The sequence below is a fragment of the Catellatospora tritici genome, from assembly GCF_019083965.1.
In the GTDB taxonomy this organism is placed as follows: domain Bacteria; phylum Actinomycetota; class Actinomycetes; order Mycobacteriales; family Micromonosporaceae; genus Catellatospora; species Catellatospora tritici.
This window is the reverse complement of sequence record NZ_JAHRCY010000018.1, coordinates 165,253-184,560: the sequence shown is the minus strand read 5'-3', so window position 1 is coordinate 184,560 and position 19,308 is coordinate 165,253. Positions and strand designations below refer to the sequence as shown.

Below are 19,308 nucleotides of genomic sequence, written 5' to 3'. Positions count from 1 at the left end.
AGTACGGCCAGACGATCATCATGGTGACCCACGACGCCAACGCGGCCTCGTACGCCGACCGCGTGATCTTCCTCGCCGACGGCGCGATCGTCGACGAGCTGACCACGCCGACCGCCGACGCGGTGCTCGACACCATGAAGAACCTCGACCGGCGGGACGGTCAGTAAGCATGCTGCGCGCCTCACTCAAGAGCCTGTTCTCCCGCAAACTCCGGCTGACCCTGTCGGTGCTCGCGGTGGTCCTGGGCGTGATGTTCGTGTCCGGCTCGTTCGTGCTCACCGACGCGCTGGGCCGCTCCTTCGACAACATGTTCTCCTCGTCGATGGCCGCCACCGACGTACTGGTCACCGCCAAACCCGCGATCGACGTGTCCGAGCTGCAGGGCGAGTCCGTGCCCGGCCTGCTCAGCACCGCCGACCGGGAGAGGGTCGCCGCCGTGACGGGCGCGGCCCAGGTCGTCGGCGACGTACAGGCCGACGGGGCGCGGGTCGTCGGCGCCGACGGCAAGGTCGTCACCTCGTACGGGCCGCCGCGTTTCGGCGAGAACTGGACCGGCCAGACCGGTGGCCTGGAACTGCGCGAGGGCCGGGCGCCCACCGCCGACGACGAGATCGCCGTGAACACGCTGCTGGCCGAGCTGGGCAAGCTCAAGGTCGGCGACAGGGTCGGCGTGCTCACCACCCAGCCCAAGCAGACGTTCACGCTGGTCGGCGTCTTCGGCTACGAGGGCGGGCTGCCCAGCCGGGGGCCGGTGCAGGAGGTGCGGTTCACCGAACCGGTGGCGCAGCGGCTGATGCTGGGCACGCCGGGGGCGTACACCAGCATCAGCGTGACCGCCGCACCCGGCACCGACCCGACCGCCCTGCGTGACGCGATCAAGGCCGCACTCGGCGAGGGGTACACGGTGCGGACCGGGGCCGAGGCCGCCGCCGCGATCGCGGGCGACTTCAAGGAGGCGCTGTCCTTCTTCAACAAGATCCTGCTCGGCTTCGCCGGGGTGGCCCTGTTCGTCGGCAGCTTCCTGATCCTCAACACGTTCTCGATCATCGTGGCGGAGCGGACCAAGGAACTGGCCCTGCAGCGGGCGCTGGGCGCCAGCCGCCGCCAGGTCATCCGGGCGATGCTGGTCGAGTCGCTGGTCATCGGCTTCATCGCCTCGGTGGTCGGACTGGCCGCGGGTGTCGGCGTCGGCGCGCTGCTGGCGAACCTGGCCGCGGACATGAACAACCTGGTCCTGGCCGGGATCGGGGTGCCGCTCGCGGCGGTGCTGGGCGCGTTCGGGGTCGGCATGATTGTCACCCTGATCGCCGCCCTGCTGCCCGCCGTACGCGCCTCGCGGGTGCCGCCGATCGCGGCCCTGCAGGAGGTGGCCACCCCCGACCGGCCGCTGACCAAGCTCACCGTCTCCGGGTCCACCCTGGTGGCAGTGGGCGCGGGCCTGCTCACCTGGGGTATGGCCGTCGACGGCGACGCGGTGACGTGGCTGCTGCTCGGCGGGGTGCTCAGCGCGTTCGTCGGGGTGGCGCTGCTCAGCCCGGCACTGGCCAAACCGACCGTGTCGCTGCTGGGCCGCCTGTTCTCGTGGTCGGTGCCGGGTCGGCTGGGTCGGCTGAACTCCGGCCGCAACCCGCGGCGTACCGCGATCACCGCGGCCGCGCTGATGGTCGGCGTCGCCCTGATCACGGGTGTGAACACCATGCTGACCTCGGTCGACAAGTCGCTGCGCGGCGACGCGGCGGAGAGCTTCCAGGCCGACCTGATCATCTCCGGTCAGGAGAGCCCCGGCGTGCTGCCCACTTTCGACGCGGCCCTGCTGCCGAGCATGCGGCAGCTGCCGGGCGTGACGTCGGTCGCCGCCGAGTACAACGACCAGGCCATGATCAACGGTCAGCCGGGTTGGGCGACCGCGGTCACCGACCTGCCTGCGGTGGCCCGGGACCTGTCCCTGGCCACGGTCGCCGGATCGCTGGCGCAGCCGGGGCCACGTGAGGTCGTGATCGACGACGAGACCGCACGCGAGTCGGGCCTGTCGGTCGGCGACACCGTGTCGGTGCGGCCGACGCGCGGTGACCCGGCCGACTACCGCGTCGTCGGCGTCTACCACCGGGTCGAGTTCTACGGCGGTTACGTCTTCGGCACCGACATCGCGGCGCAGATGCGCTCGCAGCAGCCGTCGTTCGCGTACGTCACGCTGGCCCCGGGCGCCGACGAACGGGCGGTCCGCGACGGCCTGACGGCGCTGCTGGTCGACAGCCCCGAGATGCTGGTGGAGAACCAGCAGGAGTACCTGGACCGGCAGCTCGGCGACGCCGCGCAGCTGCTGCTGATGATCCAGGTGCTGCTGGGTCTGGCCATCGTCATCGCGGTGCTCGGCGTGATCAACACGCTGGCGATGTCGGTGCTGGAGCGCACCCGCGAGATCGGCCTGCTGCGGGCGATCGGCCTGGGCCGGGGCGCGACCATGCGGATGGTCACCGTCGAGGCCGTGGTGATCACGGTGTTCGGCGCGCTGCTGGGTCTGGTCGTCGGCGCGGGACTCGGGGCCGCGATGGTGCGCGGCCTGGCCGACGAGGGCCTGACGGAACTGGCCTTCCCATGGGCGCAGATGGGCACGTACTTGGCGCTGGGCGTGGTGGTCGGCGTGCTGGCCGCGGTCCTGCCCGCCATCAGCGCCGCCCGCGTGAACGTCCTGCGCGCCATCGCCCACGACTAACGCCCCACCCCCTCCCGCTCCGCGAGGAAAGGAAGGGCACTTTCTTATCGCAATCCGATGTAGAAGGTGCCCTTCTTCACTCCGACGGTTCACCCCGACGGATTGCCAAGGAGTCTTTGCAAAGATATGTTGGCGGTTGTGTCCAACGACCGCATCCATCTCGATCCGCGCACCCTGCGCGGACTGGCGCATCCCCTGCGCGTCCGGATCCTCACGCTGCTGCGCGACAACGGCCCGTCCACCGCCACCCTGCTGGCCCAGCGGCTCGGCCTGTCCAGCGCCGCGACCAGCTACCACCTGCGCCAGCTGTCGCTGTACGGCTTCGTCGCCGACGAACCCGAGCAGGGCACCGGCCGCGAGCGCTGGTGGCACGCGGTGCACCGCGGCACCACCGTGGACCGCGTCGACCCGGAGTCGTTCGGCGACTTCGAGATCTACCTGCGCGCCATCGCCGCCGAGTACGCCGCGCGCATGGACCGCGCCATCAGCGAGATGCCCACCCGCCCCGCCCCCTGGGCGCACGTGGGCACCCTGAGCTCCTGGACCCGGCAGCTCGACCCCGCCGAGACGCAGGCGATGCTGGCCGAGCTGACCGAGGTGATCGACCGCTACCGCCTCGCCGACCCGGACGTCGCCGACCCCGAGGGCACCACCCGGGTCCACGTACAGCTGCAGGTGCTGCCGGTCTTCGACGAGGTGCAGCCGGTCATCGATGAGGTGCAGCCGTGAAGGGCCTGATCGGACTGTTCACCGCCGGCACGATCTCGCAGATCGGCAGCCGGATGACGTTCCTGGCGGTGCCGTGGCTGGTGCTGGTCACCACGAACAGCCCCACCAAGATGGGCCTGGCCGCGGCCGCCGAGTGGCTGCCGTACGTGCTCGCCGCCCCGCTGGGCGCGCCCCTGCTCGACCGGTACGGTGCCCGCCGCATCGCCATCGGCGCCGACCTGGCCAGCGCCCTGGCCACCACCGCCGTGGCGCTCGGCTACGTCGGCGGCTTCGGGGCGCTGCTCGCCCTGCTGGTGGTCGCGGGTGCGCTGCGCGGCATGGGCGACAACGCCAAGCGGATGCTGCTGCCCCGCGCCATCGCCGCCTCCGGTGTGGACATCACCCGCGCGGCCTCGGTCTACGACGGGGTGAACCGGCTGGCCGGGCTGCTCGGCGCGGGCATCGGCGGCAGTGTCATCGTCTGGCTGGGCGCCCCCGGCGCGGTCCTGTTCGACGGGGCCACGTTCGCGTTGTGCGCGCTGCTGGTGGCGCTGTTCGTGCCCGCCGACACCGGCGCCGGGCCGGTCCCGGCCACCGGGCTGGCCGCGGTGCTGGCGGCGCCGCGCGAGCCGTACCTGACCGCGATCCGCGGCGGGTTCCGCTACCTGCGCGGTGACCGGCTGCTGCTCGGCTTCCTGGCGCTGCTGTTCGTGACCAATCTGGCCGACCAGGCCAACGCGGCCGTGTTCGTGCCGGTATGGGTCGACCAGGTGCTGCACTCGCCGATCGCGCTCGGCTTCACCGGCGGCGCGTTCGCGCTCGGCGCGGTGCTGGGCAACCTCGTCTTCACCGCCCTGGCCCCCCGCGCGCCCCGCTATGCCGTGTTCACCGCCGGGTTCCTGATCGGCGGGGCGCCCCGGCTGTTCACGCTGGCCCTGTCGGACACGCTCACGCTGGTGCTGGCCGTGTCCTTCGTGGGCGGTCTGGCCATGGCGGCGGTCAACCCGATCCTGTCCGCGGTCAGCTTCGAGCGGGTGCCCGAGCACCTGCAGGCCCGGGTGCTGAGCCTGTCCACCGCCATCGCGTACGCGGGCATCCCGCTGGGCGGTCTGCTCGGCGGCTGGGCGGTGCAGGGGCTGGGCCTGACCGGTTCGCTGCTGCTGTTCGGCGTGCTGTACCTGGCCGCCACGCTGCTGCCGCTGCTCGACCGGCAGACGTGGCGCCTGATGGACCAGCGGCCGGACACCGCGAAGGTGCCCGCGCCCCGCGGTTCCGAAGCCGACGACGCCTCGCTCGGCGTCGAGGTGGGCGTGGTCTGAATCCGTGCCGTGCCACCGGGAAACCGGTGGCACGGCGTCCAGGATGGGCCTATTCTCGCGCGCCATGAGCTCGCGCATCCCGAGGCTGAAGCTGTACGAGCGCCAGGTCGGCCGGGCCGAAGCCCTGGTGGCGATCGCCGCCCTGGCCGCCTGGACGCCCGCCGGGCGCACCGGTGGGCCGCTGCACCCCGGCGACGTCGGCTGGCACCTGCGCTTCGAGGACGACCTGGTCCGCGACTCGCTGCGGCTGTGGTCCGACCAATCCGGGCCGGTCGCGGTGACCCTGAGCGACGGGCCGGTGCTGTACGCCGGTCTCGCACCCCGCGTCGCCGCCGATCGCGAGTTGGCCGACATGTTGGCGTGGCGGTTCCACCAGATCGTCGGGGACGGGCAGGCCTGGTGCGCACTGCCGGAGGACTCACCGGTGGGGACCGCGCTGCTGCGACACGACTGGACGCGCGACCCGGACGAGCCGTGGGTGCTGCTGGTCTGCGAGGACCTGCCCGTTTCGGCTCCCGCCGGGTCGCGCGTGGTCGCGGTCGACGAGGACACGGCCCCGGCGCGGGTCGCCGTGCAGCGGGCGGCGTTCGAGGGCTCGACGTTCACGGTCGAGCGGTGGCGGGCGATGCGCGGCTCGGTCGCGGCATCGCTGTGCGTGGAGTCGCTGGTGCTGACGCCGGACGGGCAGCCTGCCGCGGCGGCGACCGGCTGGCTGGCCGCGCCGGGCCGGTGCGCGCTGCTGGAGCCGGTCGGCACGCATCCGGAGCAGCGCGGGCACGGCTACGGCCGCGCCGCGGTGCGTTCGGTCTGCGCCCGGCTACGGGCCGAGGGGGCCAGTGCGGTGGCGGTACTGACGCCGGCGACGAACACGGCCGCGGTGGCGCTGTACCGGTCGGCCGGCTTCCGGGAGGTCGCCCAACAGCGGCCGTTCCATCGCCCCCTGCTGTCAACTTAGGTTGACGCCTGCGGCTGCTGTCAACTACGGTTGACAGCAGCCGCCGAGTCGAGCTGTGGTGATCCGTTTTCGTGGACGCCCGGTGCCGCCAGGGCGACACCCAGCGTCCACAGCAACGGATCTTCGGAGGCGAACCATGCACGCACAGGCCGAACACACTGATGTCGCCATCGTCGGCGGCGGACCGACCGGCCTGCTGCTCGCTGCCGAGCTGCGTCGCGGCGGCATCGACGCGATCGTGCTGGAGCGCCGCGCCGCCCCCGACGATCTGCCCCGCGCCAACGGCCTGGTCGGCCAGGTGGTGCGGGTGCTCGACCAGCGTGGCCTGCACGGCGCGCTGGCCGGTCACGACCGCAGCCCGCACGGCCTGCTGCGCCGCTTCGGCACCGGCAACCTGGGCCGCCCCCGCCCCATCCGCGCCTTCAGCTACGCGGGCTTCCGCCTACCCCTGCACCGGGTGCCCGACAATCCGCTGCACATACTGCCCGTGCCACAGCGCCAGTTGGAGCTGGTGCTCCAGCGCGACGCGCTGCGGTTGGGCGGCCAGCTTCGGCGCGAGCACGAACTGGTCGCGTTCGCACCGGACCCCGACGGCGTGGACCTGGAGGTGCGCGGCCCCGACGGCCCGTACCGGCTGCGGGCGGCATACCTGGTCGGCTGCGACGGGGCGCACAGCGCGGTCCGCAAGGGCGCCGGGATCGAGTTTCCGGGGCTGACCAGCCGCGACACGGTCAGTCGGGACGCGCACGTGGTACTGCCCGCCGGGGTGCTCACCCGGGGCGGCGCGCTGCGGGTGCCCGGCGGGGCGCCGCTGCGCCCGTTCGAGCTGCACCGGCTGCCCGGCGGGGTGTTCACTTTCGCCTCGTTCCGGCCCGGGGTGCACCTGGTCCACGTGACCGAGTGGGACCAGCCCGAACCCGACGAGAACGGGCCGATGAGCCTCGACGAGCTGCGTACGGCCGTACGCCGGGTGCTCGGACAGGACCTGCCGATGTGGGCACCCGATGGACCCGGGCCGCACGTGCTGCGGCGCCTGACCGGGCGAAACTCGCGGGTGGCGCGGCCGTACCGGATCGGGCGGGTGTTCGTGGCGGGCGACGCCGCGCACGTCGTGGCCGGGTTCGGCGGACCCGGGCTCAACCTCGCCCTGCAGGACGCGGTCAACCTGGGCTGGAAACTGGCCGCCGCCGTGCGCGGCGACGCACCCGACGGGCTGCTGGACACCTATGACGCCGAGCGGGCGCCGCAGGCGCGGCGGATGCTGATCCACGTACGCGACCAGGCGGCCCTGATCGCGCCGGGCGAGGCGGTGACGGCCGAGCGGACGGCGTTCGCGGCGCGGCTGTCGGATCCGGCGCTGCTGGCGAAGCTTGCCGCGACCATGGCGGGCAGCGACGTGGCGTACGAGGAGGATCCGGCCGACCCGCGCATCGGCCGCCTGGTGCCCGACCTGAACGTGCGCGTCGGCCGACGCCGCACCCGTGTGGCGGAACTGCTGCGCACCGGCCGCCCGCTGCTGCTGGACGCCACCGGCCGCACCGGGCCGGACTCGCCCGCCGCGCTGGCCCGCCCATGGTCGTCCCGCGTCGACACGGTCACCGCGAGGGCCGCCGCGCCGCAGGCGCTGCTCATCCGCCCCGACGGCTACGTCGCCTGGTCCGACGCCTCGGCCACGCCCCTGCCGCAGGCCCTCACCCGCTGGTTCGGCCCGTCCTCGCCCGCGTGACCACCGATCACCGTCGAGCGCCGGGCCGCCCACCCCGCCATTGCCATAGGCGTTGTCCTATCTCATTGAGCCATGATCGGACTCAATGAGATAGCCAAACGCATATGAGGACGCGGCGGGTGAGGCGGCGCGGAGCGGGGTGTGACCGCCGGTCAGATCAGCGAACGGAGGTGGGTGTAGACCGTGTCGGGGGTGAGGATGCCGAGCACGGCGGCGCCGTCGCGGACGGCGACCCAGCCGGTGTCGGACTCCAGGATCACGGCGAGCGCGTCACGCAGGTTGGCCGTCACGTCCACCACGGGCGGGTCGGCGGGCGCGTCGGCGGGCAGCGGGGCCAGGCCCTCACGCGGTACGGGGGTGACCGCGAGCAGCTTGATGCCCCGGTCGGCGCCGACGAACTCGGCCACGAAGTCGTTGGCCGGGCGCGACAGCAGCGTCGCCGGGTCGGCGAACTGCTCCAGGTGGCCGCCCTCCGACAGCACCGCGATCCGGTCGCCCAGCCGCACCGCCTCGTCCACGTCGTGGGTGACGAACACGATCGTCTTGCGTACGGTCTGCTGCAGCCGCAGGAACTCGTCCTGCAGCCGCCCCCGCACGATCGGGTCGACGGCGGAGAACGGCTCGTCCATCAGCAGCACCACCGGGTCGGCGGCCAGTGCGCGGGCGACCCCGACCCGCTGGCGCTGCCCGCCCGACAGCTCGTGCGGGTAGCGGGCGGCGTACTGCGGGGCGGGCAGGCCGATCAGTTCCAGCAGCTCGTCGACGCGTTCGGTGATGCGAGCCCGGGGCCAGCCGAGCAGGCGCGGCACGGTGGCGACGTTGTCGCGCACGGTGTGGTGCGGGAACAGTCCGACGTTCTGGATCACGTAGCCGATGCGGCGGCGCAACTCGATCGGGTCGACCGAGGTGATCTCGTCGTCGCCGAGCCACATCCGGCCGCCGGACGGCTCGATCAACCGGTTGATCATGCGGAGCAGGGTGGACTTGCCGCAGCCGGACGGCCCGACCAGCACGCTGAGCTGTCCGGCGGGCAGTTCGAGGCTCAGTTCACGGACGGCCACGGTGCCGTCGCCGTACTGCTTGCGGACTCCGTCCAGCCGGATCGACACCGCGGCGGTACCGTTCACCCATGCCCTCCAAGGTCAGCGCACTCGTGTCCGCCTGGGCCGCCTACGACCCCGTCGCCGACAATCCCTGGTTCTCCTGGGACTACCTGCGCCAGAACTACGGCACGCTACTGGCCGCGTTGCGCGAACACCTCCTGCTGACCTTAGCCGCCGTCGTCATCGCCGCGCTGCTCGCGATCCCACTGGCGGTGCTGGCGTACCGCTTCGGCAGGCTGACCGGCACGATCCTGGGTGTGACCGGGGTGCTGTACACGATCCCGTCACTGGCCCTGTTCGCGGTGCTGGCGCCGTACACGGGCCTGCATGCCAGTACGGTCCTGATCGGACTGGTGCTGTACGCGCTGTTGACGATCGTGCGCAACACCCTCACCGGGCTGCGCCAGGTTCCGGCCGACGTGGTCGACAGCGCCCGCGGCATGGGGTACGGCCCCGCCGCGCTGCTGTGGCGCATCGAACTGCCGTTGGCTCTGCCTGGCATCATGACCGGCCTGCGCATCGCGACCGTGTCCACGGTGGCGCTGGTCACCGTCGGCGTGCTGGTCGGGTTCGGCGGCCTCGGCAACCTCATCATCGGCGGCTTCAACGCCAACTTCTACCGTGCGCAGATCATGGCGGCAACACTGGCCTGCGTCGGCCTGGCCCTGGTGCTCGACCTGGCCCTGATCCTGATCGGCCGCGCCATCATGCCCTGGACCCGCCGGAGGCCCGCGTGAGCATCATCAACGACGCCATCCAGTGGCTGAACGATCCGCTGAACTGGACCAATCCGGACGGAATCATCGCCCGCACCGAGGAACACCTGTGGATCTCAGCGGCGGCGGTCGGGCTGGCCTGCGCGGTGTCCTGGCCGGTGGGGCTGGGGCTGGGGCACGTTGGTCGCGGCGGCACCGCCGTGGTGGCCATGACCAACCTCAGCCGGGCGGTGCCCACCGTGGCGCTGCTGACCATCCTGCCGCTGACCGTGATCGGGTTCGGACCGCCCGCGATCATCCTGGCGCTGGCCCTGTTCGCGATCCCGCCGCTGCTGGCCAACGCATACCTGGGGGTACGTGAGGTCGATCCGCAGGTGCGCGATGCCGGACGGGGCATGGGGCTGTCGGGGTGGCAACTACTGCGCTCGGTGGAGCTGCCGCTGGCGGTGCCGTACCTGGCCAACGGGCTGCGCATCGCGGCGGTGCAGGTGTTGGCGACGGCGACGCTCGCCGCGTACGTCAACGGCGGCGGGCTCGGGATGATCATCAGTCGCGGCTTCGGGCTGGGCTTGAACGCGGGCGGCGGCCAGGTGCTGGCCGGTGGTCTGCTGGTGGCGCTGCTGTGCCTGCTCGCGGACGGGGCACTGGCGCTGGTCGAGCGGGCCGTGCTGCCCAAGGCGCTCCGGCGTACCGGCCGACACCCCGCCCGCTCCGCCGCCGACCCCGTCACCGCCACCCCCTGACCCCACTCGCCCCCTCCCCCGCGCACGGGCTATAGGCGGTGCAGTTTCGGGGAAAGTGCTGGAATCTTGGCGGCTATTCGTGCAGTTTCCCCGAAACTGCCGCATCGCCGCGCGCGTGGGCGCGGCGATGCGCGCGTGGGCGCGGCGCGGCGCGGGCGCGAGTATCGCCGAAGGCGGGTGGGCGCGCCAGTGCTGAAATTGCGCAATCGGGCGGTAGGCACGCGAAGGCCCGGAAAGCATGATGATCGTCACTGGGCGGCGGGGAACAATCGCGGGTCATCGCGGCTGCCTGCGCAGACCCGCGGTTTGTGAACGGCTGTTCGCGGGTAGGGCCGCGGGCAGTTCACAAATCCTCGCCACTATGTCCCAGGTATCCGCTAGGAAACGTGGTGACGACACGATTCGCGCACGTTCGGCCGGGGTTGCCCGGCCGCGAACGGAAGGCTGCACGCATGTATTCGCATACTCGTAAATTGTCCGCGCTGGCGCTGGCGGGCTTCGCGGCGGCGGCGTTCACGCTGGCCGCCTGTGGTGAGGCCGGATCGTCCGGCACGACCGCGCCGCAGAGCGTGTCGGGGGCGGGCTGCGCCCCGGCAGCCGGGACCGCGCTGGTGATGCTGGAGGACGACAAGCACCTGCAGAACGCGGACAACGTGATCGCGGTCGCCAACGCGAAGGCGGCCAGCCCGGCCCTGCTCGCGGCCGTCGACAAGGTCGGCGCGGCCCTGGACACCCCCAAGCTCGTGGCGCTGAACCGGGCCGTGGACGTCGACCGCAAGACCGCGCAGGTGGCGGCGGCCGACTTCGCCGCGTCGGCGGGGCTGGCCGGCGGCCTGTCCGGCGGCAGCGGCAAGGTCGTCGTCGGTGCGGCGAACTTCCCGGAGAGCCAGATCCTGGCCGAGCTCTACAAGATCGCCCTGAACAGCGCGGGCTTCAGCGCGACGGTGCAGGTCGCGGGCAACCGCGAGCTGTACGAGGCGGCCCTGGAGCGTGGCGAGCTGACCGTCTTCCCGGAGTACGCGGCGACGCTGACGGAGTTCCTGAACCAGAAGCAGAACGGCAAGGACGCCCAGCCCAAGGCCAGCGGTGACGTGACCGCGACGGTGACCGCGCTGAAGGGTCTGGCCGAGAAGGCGGGTCTGGCCGTGGGCGCCCCGTCGGCCGCGACCGACCAGAACGCGTTCGCGGTGACCAAGGCGTTCGCCGACGCCAACGGCGTGAAGACGCTGTCGGAGTTCGCGGCCAAGTGCAGCGGCAAGGCCTCGGTGCTGGCCGGTCCGGCCGAGTGCCCGGAGCGCCCGTTCTGCCAGAAGGGCCTCAAGAGCGTGTACGGCATCGACTTCGGCTCGTTCGTGCAGGCCGACGCGGGCGGCCCGCAGACCAAGACCGCGCTGACCACCGGCAAGGCGAGCCTCGGCACCGTCTTCTCGTCCGACAGCGCCTTCGCGGCCGGCTGACCCGGCGGGAACCCCCGCCGCGCACACTTGAGAAGGGCACCTTCAACCTCGCAAAGCGATAAGAAGGTGCCCTTCCTTCGTTTCAGCGCAGGGTGGCGAGGTGGGCGAGGGTGACGCCCGCGAGCGTCGGCAGCACGGTGAGTCCCGGCGCCGGGTCGACGGAGACGGCGTGCGGGACGGCGATCACCCGGGTGCCGGCGGCCAGGGCGCTGGCGGCGCCGGTGGGCGAGTCCTCGATGGCCAGGCAGTCGGCGGGCTCGACGCCGAGCAGCTTCGCCGCCCGCAGGTACGGGTCGGGGTGCGGCTTGGTGAACGCGACCTCGTCCCCGCACACCACCGCGTCGAAGGTGTTCCGGCCGAGGGTGTCCAGCGCGATCTCGACCACACGCCGGTTGGTGGAGGTCACCAGCGCGGCGGGGATCCCGGCGGCGCGCACCTCGGTGAGCAGCTCGCGGGCGCCGGGCCGCCACACCAGGTCGGTCGCGAACAGCACCGCCACCCGGTCGTAGATCCAGTCGGAGCTGGTCTTGGCGTCGCGCCACGGCTGGCCGATGCCGTCGTGGAACAGGATCATCGACTCGGGCACCGACCGACCGACCATCGCCAGGCGCACCTCGGCGGCGAGCACCGCCCCGTACTCGGCGGCCAGCTCCTCGATGGCGATGTCCCACAGCGGTTCGCTGTCGAAGAGGGTTCCGTCCATGTCGAAGAGCACTGCCGCGGGAGTCACCCGACGATCATTCCGTACCGGCGCGAGCGGCGGCCCGGGAATATCGACGGTAGTGGCCGGGATCACGCTGACCAGCGACGATGGTCGCTCCGTGGGACGGCGGGCCGCGGTGTCGGTGGCGGTCGCTAACGTACCGCGAGTCCGAGCGCTTCCCCCGCCGCGAAAGGCGAAAGCTGCCATGCCCCGTGAGACGACGTACCTGGAACTGTCCGAAGCCGACGGCGGCTCGCACAAGTTCTACGAGGTGATTGTCGACGACACCGAGCTGACCATCCGGTACGGCCGCATCGGCGACCCCGGGGCCACCACCCGAAGCACCTTCGCCGACCACGACAAGGCCAGGGCCGCGGCGGCGAAGAAGATCGGCGAGAAGGTGCGCAAGGGGTACGCCCCGGCGGTGCAGGGTGCGCGGCAGAAGCGCTCGGTGTCGCGCCGCGTGATCACCAGCACCCGCTCCACCGCCAAGAGCGCGCCGGTGCTGTGGCGTTATCGCTCCGGCACGTCGGCGTTCGGCATCTTCGTCGACGAGCGGGTGTGCATGGTCGGCAACGAGGCGGGCGTGATCACCACGCTGAACCACGACGCCGAGGTGATCTCGCAGGTCAAGCTGCCCGACGGGGTCAAGTGCATCGTCGCCGACGACGCGTGGCTGTACGCGGGCTGTGACGACGGCAACGTGTACGACCTGTCCGGCAAGATGCCGCGGGTGGCGTACCAGATCGCGCCCGACATCGACATCTACTGGCTCGACATCCACGACGGCGTGCTCGGCGTGTCCGACGCGCGCGGCGGGGTCGCCGCGATCGACCACGAGGACGAGTTCCTGTGGCGCAAGCAGAGCGAGGGCTCCTCGGGCTGGATGGTCCGCTGCGACGCCACCGCCGTGCACCACGGCCACTCTGGTGGCGTGACCAGCTACAACTGGCAGACCGGCGACGTGGTCTGGAAGCACCGCACCAGCGCGGTGCTGTTCGGCTGGCAGGAGGAGCAGACCCTGTACGCGGGCACCTCCGACCGCAAGGTCGTCGAGCTGGCCAAGGACGGTGCGCACCGGCGTACGTACTCCTGCGACGCCGCCGTCTTCTCGTGCGCCACCAGCCCCGACGGCAAGTTCATCTTCGCCGGCGACAACAGCTCCTCGGTGTACTGCTTCGACGACGCGGGCAACCGCCTGTGGAAGCTCGGCACCGGCTGCGGCTCGGCCTACTCGATGCAGTACCACGACGAGCGGCTCTACATCGTCACCACGGACGGCTCGTTGGCCTGCATCGACGCCTCCGAACCGGCGATCCGCGCGGCCGAGCAGGGCACCGTGCCGACCGTCGTCGACATCAAGGCGCCGCAGCAGGCCCCGGCGGTCGCCGCGCCGACCGCGATCGAGACGACCACCGACAGCAGCGGCGGCGTGGTGCTCGAATGCGTCGAGGAGGGCGGCCGCCTGCGGGTGCGCGTGGTCTCCTCGGGCTTCCAGAGCTCGTGGCAGGTGCAGTTCCCCAAGGGCATCCGCGAGGCGGGCGCCCGGTACCTGGTCAGCGAGGTGCGCGAGGCGAGCCGGGGCGGGTTCTACCGCGCCTTTGGCGAGATCCGGAAACTGGTCTAATTTCGATACCGGGCACCGTCGCAGCCGTCCAGCTCTCGGGTGCGGCGGTGCCCCCACTCCGCGCCGTCCGCCACGTGCCGGTCGGCTTCAGCGGACGTCCGGGTCGGACAGCGGCACAAGCCGCGCCGCGCCGCCGACCGCGAAGGCCAGCTGCTCGCGGTATCCGGCGGCGCGGGCGTACCGGGTGATGTCGTCGAAGCGGTCGGCGGCCTCGTGCGGCTCGTGCGCGTCGCTGGCCAGCGTGATCGGCACGCCCGCCGCATGGAACATCCGCAGCAGCGTCGGCGCCGGGTAGGGCTCGGCGATCCGTTTGCGCAGCCCCGCGCTGTTCACCTCGATCGCGATCCCGCCGCGCACCACGGCCGCGACCAGCCGCTCGTACAGGTCGACCGGCTCCTGCTCACACCGGTGGCCGAACTTCTTCACCACGTCGGCGTGGCCGAGCACCTGCACCAGCCCGGCCTCGGCCAGCTCGGTGACCAGCGCGAAGTAGTCCTCGTAGGCGCGGCGTACGCCGCGGCGCTCGTACTCGTAGGTGACGGCGGGGTGGTCCAGGGCCCACTCGCCGACCCAGTGCACCGAGCCGACCAGGAAGTCGAACGGGTACTGCGCCAGGATGTCGGCGATCCGGTCCGCGTGCGCCGGGAACCAGTCGACCTCCATCCCCAGGCGCACCGGCAGACCCCGGTCGCGGGCACCGGTGACGGCCTCGACATACCGGTCCAGGTGCAGGTTCAGCTCGTCGTAGTACATCTGCCGGGACTGTTCGGTCAGGTCCTGCCGCGCCCCCTCGGCCCAGAAGCCCTCGATCGCCGGGGCGAACTCGACGAAGCGGTACAGGTGCTCGGTGAACCCGACCTCGGTCGCGCCGCGCGACAGGGCCCGCTCGACGAACGCGTCGACGTGCCCCGGCGGGTACTCGCCGGGCGGCGGGCCATGCTCCGGCCGTGGCTCGTGCGGGTGCAGGTGCACGTGGTAGTCGCCCATGACGTCAGCTCTAGTCCACGGCGCGGTGCGGGATGACGGCGGGGGCCGGACACGCCACAGCCCGGGACGCCACGATCACGCGTCGAGCAGGCCAAGGGCCGGGTGGGCGGTGCCGGGCCGGGCGAACCAGGCCGAGTCGCCGTCGAGCGTCTCGTCTATGCGCAACCGCACCCACTCGTCGACCGGCGGCAGCGCGCCGCGGGAGAACCAGCCGACCGCGAGCGACTCGTCATCGTTGACCCGCGCCGTGCCGCCGATCGCACGACAGTGGAACCACAGGTTCAGGTACTGGCACTCGTCGCCGTTCGGGTAGACGACCGGGTGCAGTGCCGCACCGGCGAGCCGCTCGACGGCGACGTGGATTCCGGCCTCCTCGTACACCTCGCGCACGACCGCGTCGGCGGGCTGCTCGCCGGGGTCGATGGCACCGGCGATCAGGGACCAGCGGCTGTTGTCGCTGCGCTGGCCCAGCAGCAGCTCACCGCGCTCGTTCACCACGACCGCACTGACACTGGGCAGCATCAGCAGGCTGTTTCCGACGTGGCTGCGCAGGTTCGCGACGTACTCCGAGATCGGCATCGGGGCAGCATAACCAGCCGGTCGCCGGTTCGCCGTCCCTCGGACCGGGGCTCAGGCGGCGGTGAGCCCGTCGAGGATGACACCGATGACGCGGGCGCGCGCGGCCGGGTCGGCGGCCAGCGGTTCCACCGCGCGGGAGGCGCCGATGAGCAGGCTCATCAGGTCGGCGACGGTCAGCTCGGGGCGTACCCCCGCCTGCTGGGCGCGGTGCAGCAGCCCGCCCAACGCCTCCCGCAACCGCGCTCCGGTCGCCGACGCCGCCGCGCGCGGATCGACCCCGGCGGCGGACAGCGCCTCGGCGAGGGCGTTCTTGGAGGCGGCCTGCTCCACGGTCTCGGCGAAGAACGTCCGCAGCGCCCCGACCGGATCGTCCGCCTCGGCCAGCCCCGCGGCCCGGTCGCCCAGCCGTTCCAGCCGGGCCAGGTAGACGGCTGACAGCAGGCTCTCCTTGGTCGGGAAGTGCCGGAAGGCGGTGCCGACGCCGACCCCGGCCGCACGCGCGACCTCCTCGACGGGCGCGCCCGTCCCACGTTCGGCGAAGACCTGCTCGGCGGCCTCCAGCAGGCGGGCACGGTTGCGGGCGGCGTCGGCGCGCAGCGGTTTGTCCTGGGCAGACATGCATCCTCCGGGCGGTGGACAAGCGGAGTGATCAGTCCGTATAGTCGAAAGCGACTAGCGGAGTGATCACTCCGATTATGCCTCGACCCCGAAAGGACCTCGTCATGACCCCACGTGAGCTCTTCGACCAGCGAGTACGGCTCATCCACGAGAACCGGTGGCAGGATCTGGCGCAGCAGTACGCGCCCGACGCCGTCGTGGAGATCCCGTTCGCCCCACCCCAGCCGATCCGGCTGGTCGGCCGCGACGCCATCGCCGCCCAGCTCGCCCGCGCGGGCACGCTGCGGCTGGCGTTCGCGGTACGCGACGTGCTGGTGCACGAGACCACCGACCCCGAGGTGATCATCGTCGAGTACGGCTACGACCTCACCGACCCCGCCACCGGCCACACCGCCTCCGTCGACAACATCCAGCTGTTCCGGGTGCGCGACGGCCTGATCACGCACACCCGCGACTTTCACGACCACCGCGCGATAACCGAGCTGCTGAGCCGGTCGTAGGGGGTGCCGCGGGCGTGACGCGGGTAACATCGCCGTGAACTTCGTCCACGTGCCAAGGAGGTCACGGTGGTGCATGAGGTACGCGGTGTCGTCGCCCGCGCCAAGAACGCGCCGGTGGGTGTCGAGACCGTGCTCGTCCCCGACCCCGGGCCCGGTGAGGCGCTGGTGGCGGTGCAAGCCTGCGGGGTATGCCACACCGACCTGCACTACCGCGAGGGCGGCATCAACGACGACTTCCCGTTCCTGCTCGGCCACGAGGCGGCCGGGGTGGTCGAGGCGGTCGGCGCCGACGTCACGGAGATCGCGCCGGGCGACTACGTGGTGCTCAACTGGCGCGCCGTCTGCGGGCAGTGCCGGGCCTGCCGACGCGGCCGCCCCTGGTACTGCTTCGCCACGCACAACGCCAAGCAGAAGATGACCCTCGCCGACGGCACCCCGCTCGCGCCCGCCCTGGGCATCGGCGCGTTCGCCGACAAGACGCTGGTCGCGGCCGGGCAGTGCACCAAGGTCGATCCGAGCGTGCCGCCGGAGGTCGCCGGGCTGCTCGGCTGCGGCGTCATGGCCGGGCTCGGTGCGGCGCTCAACACCGGCGCGGTCACCCGCGGCGACAGCGTCGCCGTCATCGGCTGCGGCGGCGTCGGCAACGCCGCGATCGCCGGTGCCCGCCTGGCCGGGGCCACTACCATCATCGGCGTCGATCTCGACGACCGGAAGCTGGAGTGGGCCCGGCAGCTCGGCGCCACCCACACCGTCAACGGCGGGCAGTCCGACGTGGTCGTCGCGATCCAGGAGCTGACCGGCGGCTTCGGCGCCGACGTCGTCGTCGACGCGGTCGGCCGACCCGAGACCTACCGCCAGGCCTTCTACGCCCGCGACCTCGCCGGCACCGTCGTCCTGGTCGGCGTGCCCACCCCCGACATGAAGCTGGAACTCCCCCTGCTCGACGTCTTCGGTCGCGGCGGCGCCCTCAAGTCCTCCTGGTACGGCGACTGCCTGCCGTCCCGCGACTTCCCGGTGCTGCTGGAGCTGTACCGGCAGGGACGGCTCGACCTCGGCGCGTTCGTCTCCGAGACGATCGCGCTGGACCAGGTCGAGGAGGCGTTCGCCAAGATGGGCCGCGGCGAGGTGCTGCGTTCGGTGGTGCTGCTGTGACCGCCCGCATCGAGCTAGTGGTGACCCACGGCGTGTTCCGCCTCGACGGCGGCGAGTGGGAGGTCGACAACAACGTCTGGCTCATCGGCAACGACTCCGACGTGCTGGTCGTCGACGCCGCCCACGACGCGGCGGCCATCGCCGCGGCGGCGGGCGGGCGCCGCGTGGTGGCCATCGTGAGTACGCACGGGCACAACGACCACATCGACGCCGCCCCGGAGCTGGCCCGGCTCACCGGCGCGCCGATCATGCTGCACCCCGACGACCGGATGCTGTGGGACCAGACCCACCCCGACCGGGCACCCGACCGCGAGCTGGCCTCCGGCGACTGCCTCACCGTCGCCGGAACCGACCTGTGGGTGCTGCACACCCCCGGCCACTCCCCCGGCGCGATCTGCCTGTACGCACCCTCGCTGAAGGCCCTGTTCTCCGGGGACACCCTGTTCCAGGGCGGCCCCGGGGCGACCGGACGCTCCTACAGCGACTTCGGGACGATCATCGAGTCCATCCGGGGCCGTCTGCTCACCCTGCCCGGCGACACGACCGTCCACACCGGCCACGGCGACACCACCACCATCGCCGCTGAATCCCCCCACCTAGACGCCTGGCTAGCCCGCGGCCACTGACCCCTTGCGGGGTAAGGAAGGGCACCTTCTTATCGCATTACGTGATAGAAGGGGCCCTTCTTAACGCTCTCCCCCGCACCGACGCCCGTCCGGCGTCGACGCGGCGCGCGGGTCGGGGTGGATCAGGTGAGGTGGTAGACGACGCTGGTCCACGTGCTGGTGACGGTGAAGCCCAGCGCGCGGTTGACCGCGAGCATGCCCGTATTGCTGCCCGCGTTCGAGGTCTTGACCACCTCCAGGTCCGGGCGGTCGGCCACCAGCAGCGCCAGCGACTCGGCCTTCACCCAGGTCGCGAGCCCTCGCCGCCGGTGTGCGGCCACGACGGCGGTGTCCTCGGTGGACACGATCTTCTGCGGCGGCGGCGGCACCACCAGCTGGGTCAGCGCGGCGATCTCGCCGGAGTCGGCGACGATCGCGGTGACGCGCAGCTGCTGCCCGCGCTCGGCGACGGCCGCCTCCTCGTCGCGGACCCGCTCCGGCGTCCACTCGTCGTGCAGCCGCCCGCCGGAGTCGGTCGGGGCGTCGGCGATCGCGTTGCGCGCCCGCGCGTACGAGTCGAGCAGGTCGGCGGGGGTGGCGCCGGTCCACGAGACCGCGCGGTAGCCGGGGACCGGCACGGGGGGCAGGTGTGCGGGCAGGTCCAGGCGGCAGGCGATCACGCTGTGGCCGCGCTCGGCGCCGGTCGCGGCGGTGAACCCGGCGGCCGCCGGGTCGCCGTAGACGCCCGTGATGTGGGTACGGCCCGCGGCACGGGCCCGGTCCAGCGCCGTGTTCAGCAGCGCGGAACCGTACCCGCGGCGGCGGTGCTCCGGCAGCACGCAGATGCGCAGGAACCCCGTCGGTACGCCGGGCGGCAGGTAGAGTCCGGCGAAGGCGACGACCGGGTCGCCGACCACGCCGTGCCAGCGCTGCTCGCCGGGTGGGGTGACCCGCATCGACGCGACGCCCCAGGCCTGGTCGGGCGGTTCCTCCTGCGGCGCGACCGCCCGGTGGCAGACCCGGCGGATCTCGTACATGTGCCGCAGCAGCGCCTCGTCGGCCCGCTCCGTGTCGACCTCGATCACCATGCCCGGCAC

The 19,308-nt window shown here is 72.2% G+C and carries 18 protein-coding genes and 1 pseudogene; 13 read left to right on the top strand and 6 right to left on the bottom strand.

The window, feature by feature from the left end; all coding sequences use genetic code 11:
• The 6 genes and pseudogenes from KUA19_RS32025 to KUA19_RS32000 all read left to right on the top strand — a co-directional run.
• A pseudogene (locus KUA19_RS32025) lies at positions 1 to 167 on the top strand (ABC transporter ATP-binding protein); the annotation flags it as partial.
• A 2-nt stretch (positions 168 to 169) separates the two neighbouring features.
• On the top strand, positions 170 to 2,713 hold the full coding sequence (locus KUA19_RS32020; RefSeq protein WP_217402033.1) for an ABC transporter permease: 2,544 nt from the start codon (positions 170 to 172) through the stop codon (positions 2,711 to 2,713).
• A 138-nt stretch (positions 2,714 to 2,851) separates the two neighbouring features.
• Entirely contained in the window at positions 2,852 to 3,442 is a 591-nt protein-coding gene (locus tag KUA19_RS32015; protein WP_217402031.1) for an ArsR/SmtB family transcription factor, read from the top strand.
• The gene (locus KUA19_RS32010) at positions 3,439 to 4,740 is read left to right on the top strand and encodes an MFS transporter (protein WP_308167764.1); all 1,302 of its coding nucleotides are present in this window, start codon (positions 3,439 to 3,441) and stop codon (positions 4,738 to 4,740) included. Before KUA19_RS32015 ends, KUA19_RS32010 begins: the two co-directional genes overlap by 4 nt.
• Positions 4,741 to 4,804: 64 nt before the next feature.
• Complete coding sequence (locus KUA19_RS32005; protein ID WP_217402029.1) at positions 4,805 to 5,695, top strand: GNAT family N-acetyltransferase; 891 nt, start codon at positions 4,805 to 4,807, stop codon at positions 5,693 to 5,695.
• A gap of 136 nt (positions 5,696 to 5,831) precedes the next feature.
• A complete protein-coding gene (locus tag KUA19_RS32000) occupies positions 5,832 to 7,421 on the top strand; it encodes an FAD-dependent monooxygenase (RefSeq protein WP_217402027.1) in 1,590 nt (529 codons plus the stop codon).
• A gap of 152 nt (positions 7,422 to 7,573) precedes the next feature.
• Here the strand turns inward: KUA19_RS32000 and KUA19_RS31995 are convergent, their stop codons facing one another.
• Entirely contained in the window at positions 7,574 to 8,548 is a 975-nt protein-coding gene (locus KUA19_RS31995) for an ABC transporter ATP-binding protein (RefSeq protein WP_217402025.1), read from the bottom strand.
• Positions 8,549 to 8,550: 2 nt separating this feature from the next.
• Between KUA19_RS31995 and KUA19_RS31990 the strand changes: the two genes are divergently transcribed.
• From KUA19_RS31990 to KUA19_RS31980, 3 genes are all read left to right on the top strand, one after another.
• Positions 8,551 to 9,261 carry an ABC transporter permease gene (locus KUA19_RS31990; protein WP_217402023.1) on the top strand — a complete coding sequence of 237 codons (711 nt, stop codon included), beginning with the start codon at positions 8,551 to 8,553 and terminating at the stop codon, positions 9,259 to 9,261.
• Positions 9,237 to 9,983: an ABC transporter permease gene (locus KUA19_RS31985; protein WP_372451911.1), complete on the top strand. Its 747-nt coding sequence runs from the start codon at positions 9,237 to 9,239 to the stop codon at positions 9,981 to 9,983. The genes KUA19_RS31990 and KUA19_RS31985 overlap by 25 nt, the downstream gene beginning before the upstream one ends.
• A 452-nt stretch (positions 9,984 to 10,435) precedes the next feature.
• Positions 10,436 to 11,440: a glycine betaine ABC transporter substrate-binding protein gene (locus KUA19_RS31980; RefSeq protein ID WP_217402019.1), complete on the top strand. Its 1,005-nt coding sequence runs from the start codon at positions 10,436 to 10,438 to the stop codon at positions 11,438 to 11,440.
• A gap of 82 nt (positions 11,441 to 11,522) precedes the next feature.
• Here the strand turns inward: KUA19_RS31980 and KUA19_RS31975 are convergent, their stop codons facing one another.
• Complete coding sequence (locus KUA19_RS31975) at positions 11,523 to 12,155, bottom strand: HAD family hydrolase (RefSeq protein ID WP_217402064.1); 633 nt, start codon at positions 12,153 to 12,155, stop codon at positions 11,523 to 11,525.
• A gap of 193 nt (positions 12,156 to 12,348) precedes the next feature.
• Between KUA19_RS31975 and KUA19_RS31970 the strand changes: the two genes are divergently transcribed.
• On the top strand, positions 12,349 to 13,770 hold the full coding sequence (locus KUA19_RS31970) for a WGR domain-containing protein (protein WP_217402015.1): 1,422 nt from the start codon (positions 12,349 to 12,351) through the stop codon (positions 13,768 to 13,770).
• A gap of 87 nt (positions 13,771 to 13,857) precedes the next feature.
• Here KUA19_RS31970 and KUA19_RS31965 read toward each other — a convergent pair whose 3' ends face one another.
• The 3 genes from KUA19_RS31965 to KUA19_RS31955 form a co-directional block, all read right to left on the bottom strand.
• Positions 13,858 to 14,757 (bottom strand): histidinol-phosphatase, encoded by a 900-nt coding sequence (locus KUA19_RS31965; protein WP_217402014.1) that lies wholly within the window; start codon positions 14,755 to 14,757, stop codon positions 13,858 to 13,860.
• 75 nt (positions 14,758 to 14,832) lie between these two features.
• A complete protein-coding gene (locus KUA19_RS31960) occupies positions 14,833 to 15,336 on the bottom strand; it encodes an NUDIX hydrolase (protein WP_217402012.1) in 504 nt (167 codons plus the stop codon).
• 51 nt (positions 15,337 to 15,387) lie between these two features.
• Entirely contained in the window at positions 15,388 to 15,954 is a 567-nt protein-coding gene (locus KUA19_RS31955) for a TetR/AcrR family transcriptional regulator (protein ID WP_217402010.1), read from the bottom strand.
• 104 nt (positions 15,955 to 16,058) lie between these two features.
• Here KUA19_RS31955 and KUA19_RS31950 point away from each other — a divergent pair, with 104 nt between their 5' ends.
• The 3 genes from KUA19_RS31950 (at position 16,059) to KUA19_RS31940 (ending at position 18,232) form a co-directional block, all read left to right on the top strand.
• Entirely contained in the window at positions 16,059 to 16,454 is a 396-nt protein-coding gene (locus KUA19_RS31950; RefSeq protein ID WP_217402008.1) for a nuclear transport factor 2 family protein, read from the top strand.
• Between the two features lie 66 nt (positions 16,455 to 16,520).
• On the top strand, positions 16,521 to 17,606 hold the full coding sequence (locus KUA19_RS31945) for an S-(hydroxymethyl)mycothiol dehydrogenase (protein ID WP_217402006.1): 1,086 nt from the start codon (positions 16,521 to 16,523) through the stop codon (positions 17,604 to 17,606).
• A complete protein-coding gene (locus KUA19_RS31940) occupies positions 17,603 to 18,232 on the top strand; it encodes an MBL fold metallo-hydrolase (RefSeq protein WP_217402004.1) in 630 nt (209 codons plus the stop codon). Before KUA19_RS31945 ends, KUA19_RS31940 begins: the two co-directional genes overlap by 4 nt.
• A gap of 122 nt (positions 18,233 to 18,354) precedes the next feature.
• Here the strand turns inward: KUA19_RS31940 and KUA19_RS31935 are convergent, their stop codons facing one another.
• The gene (locus KUA19_RS31935; RefSeq protein WP_217402003.1) at positions 18,355 to 19,299 is read right to left on the bottom strand and encodes a GNAT family N-acetyltransferase; all 945 of its coding nucleotides are present in this window, start codon (positions 19,297 to 19,299) and stop codon (positions 18,355 to 18,357) included.
• Positions 19,300 to 19,308: the final 9 nt, after the last annotated feature.

What these genes read in the sequence shown, in the direction of transcription:
- KUA19_RS32020 (WP_217402033.1), top strand. Translation starts at nt 170, where the DNA reads ATGCTGCGCGCCTCACTCAAGAGCCTGTTCTCCCGCAAACTCCGGCTG.
- KUA19_RS32005 (WP_217402029.1), top strand. Translation starts at nt 4,805, where the DNA reads ATGAGCTCGCGCATCCCGAGGCTGAAGCTGTACGAGCGCCAGGTCGGC.
- KUA19_RS32000 (WP_217402027.1), top strand. Translation starts at nt 5,832, where the DNA reads ATGCACGCACAGGCCGAACACACTGATGTCGCCATCGTCGGCGGCGGA.
- KUA19_RS31990 (WP_217402023.1), top strand. Translation starts at nt 8,551, where the DNA reads ATGCCCTCCAAGGTCAGCGCACTCGTGTCCGCCTGGGCCGCCTACGAC.
- KUA19_RS31980 (WP_217402019.1), top strand. Translation starts at nt 10,436, where the DNA reads ATGTATTCGCATACTCGTAAATTGTCCGCGCTGGCGCTGGCGGGCTTC.
- KUA19_RS31970 (WP_217402015.1), top strand. Translation starts at nt 12,349, where the DNA reads ATGCCCCGTGAGACGACGTACCTGGAACTGTCCGAAGCCGACGGCGGC.
- KUA19_RS31965 (WP_217402014.1), bottom strand. Translation starts at nt 14,757, where the DNA reads ATGGGCGACTACCACGTGCACCTGCACCCGCACGAGCCACGGCCGGAG.
- KUA19_RS31960 (WP_217402012.1), bottom strand. Translation starts at nt 15,336, where the DNA reads ATGCCGATCTCGGAGTACGTCGCGAACCTGCGCAGCCACGTCGGAAAC.
- KUA19_RS31955 (WP_217402010.1), bottom strand. Translation starts at nt 15,954, where the DNA reads ATGTCTGCCCAGGACAAACCGCTGCGCGCCGACGCCGCCCGCAACCGT.
- KUA19_RS31950 (WP_217402008.1), top strand. Translation starts at nt 16,059, where the DNA reads ATGACCCCACGTGAGCTCTTCGACCAGCGAGTACGGCTCATCCACGAG.
- KUA19_RS31935 (WP_217402003.1), bottom strand. Translation starts at nt 19,299, where the DNA reads ATGGTGATCGAGGTCGACACGGAGCGGGCCGACGAGGCGCTGCTGCGG.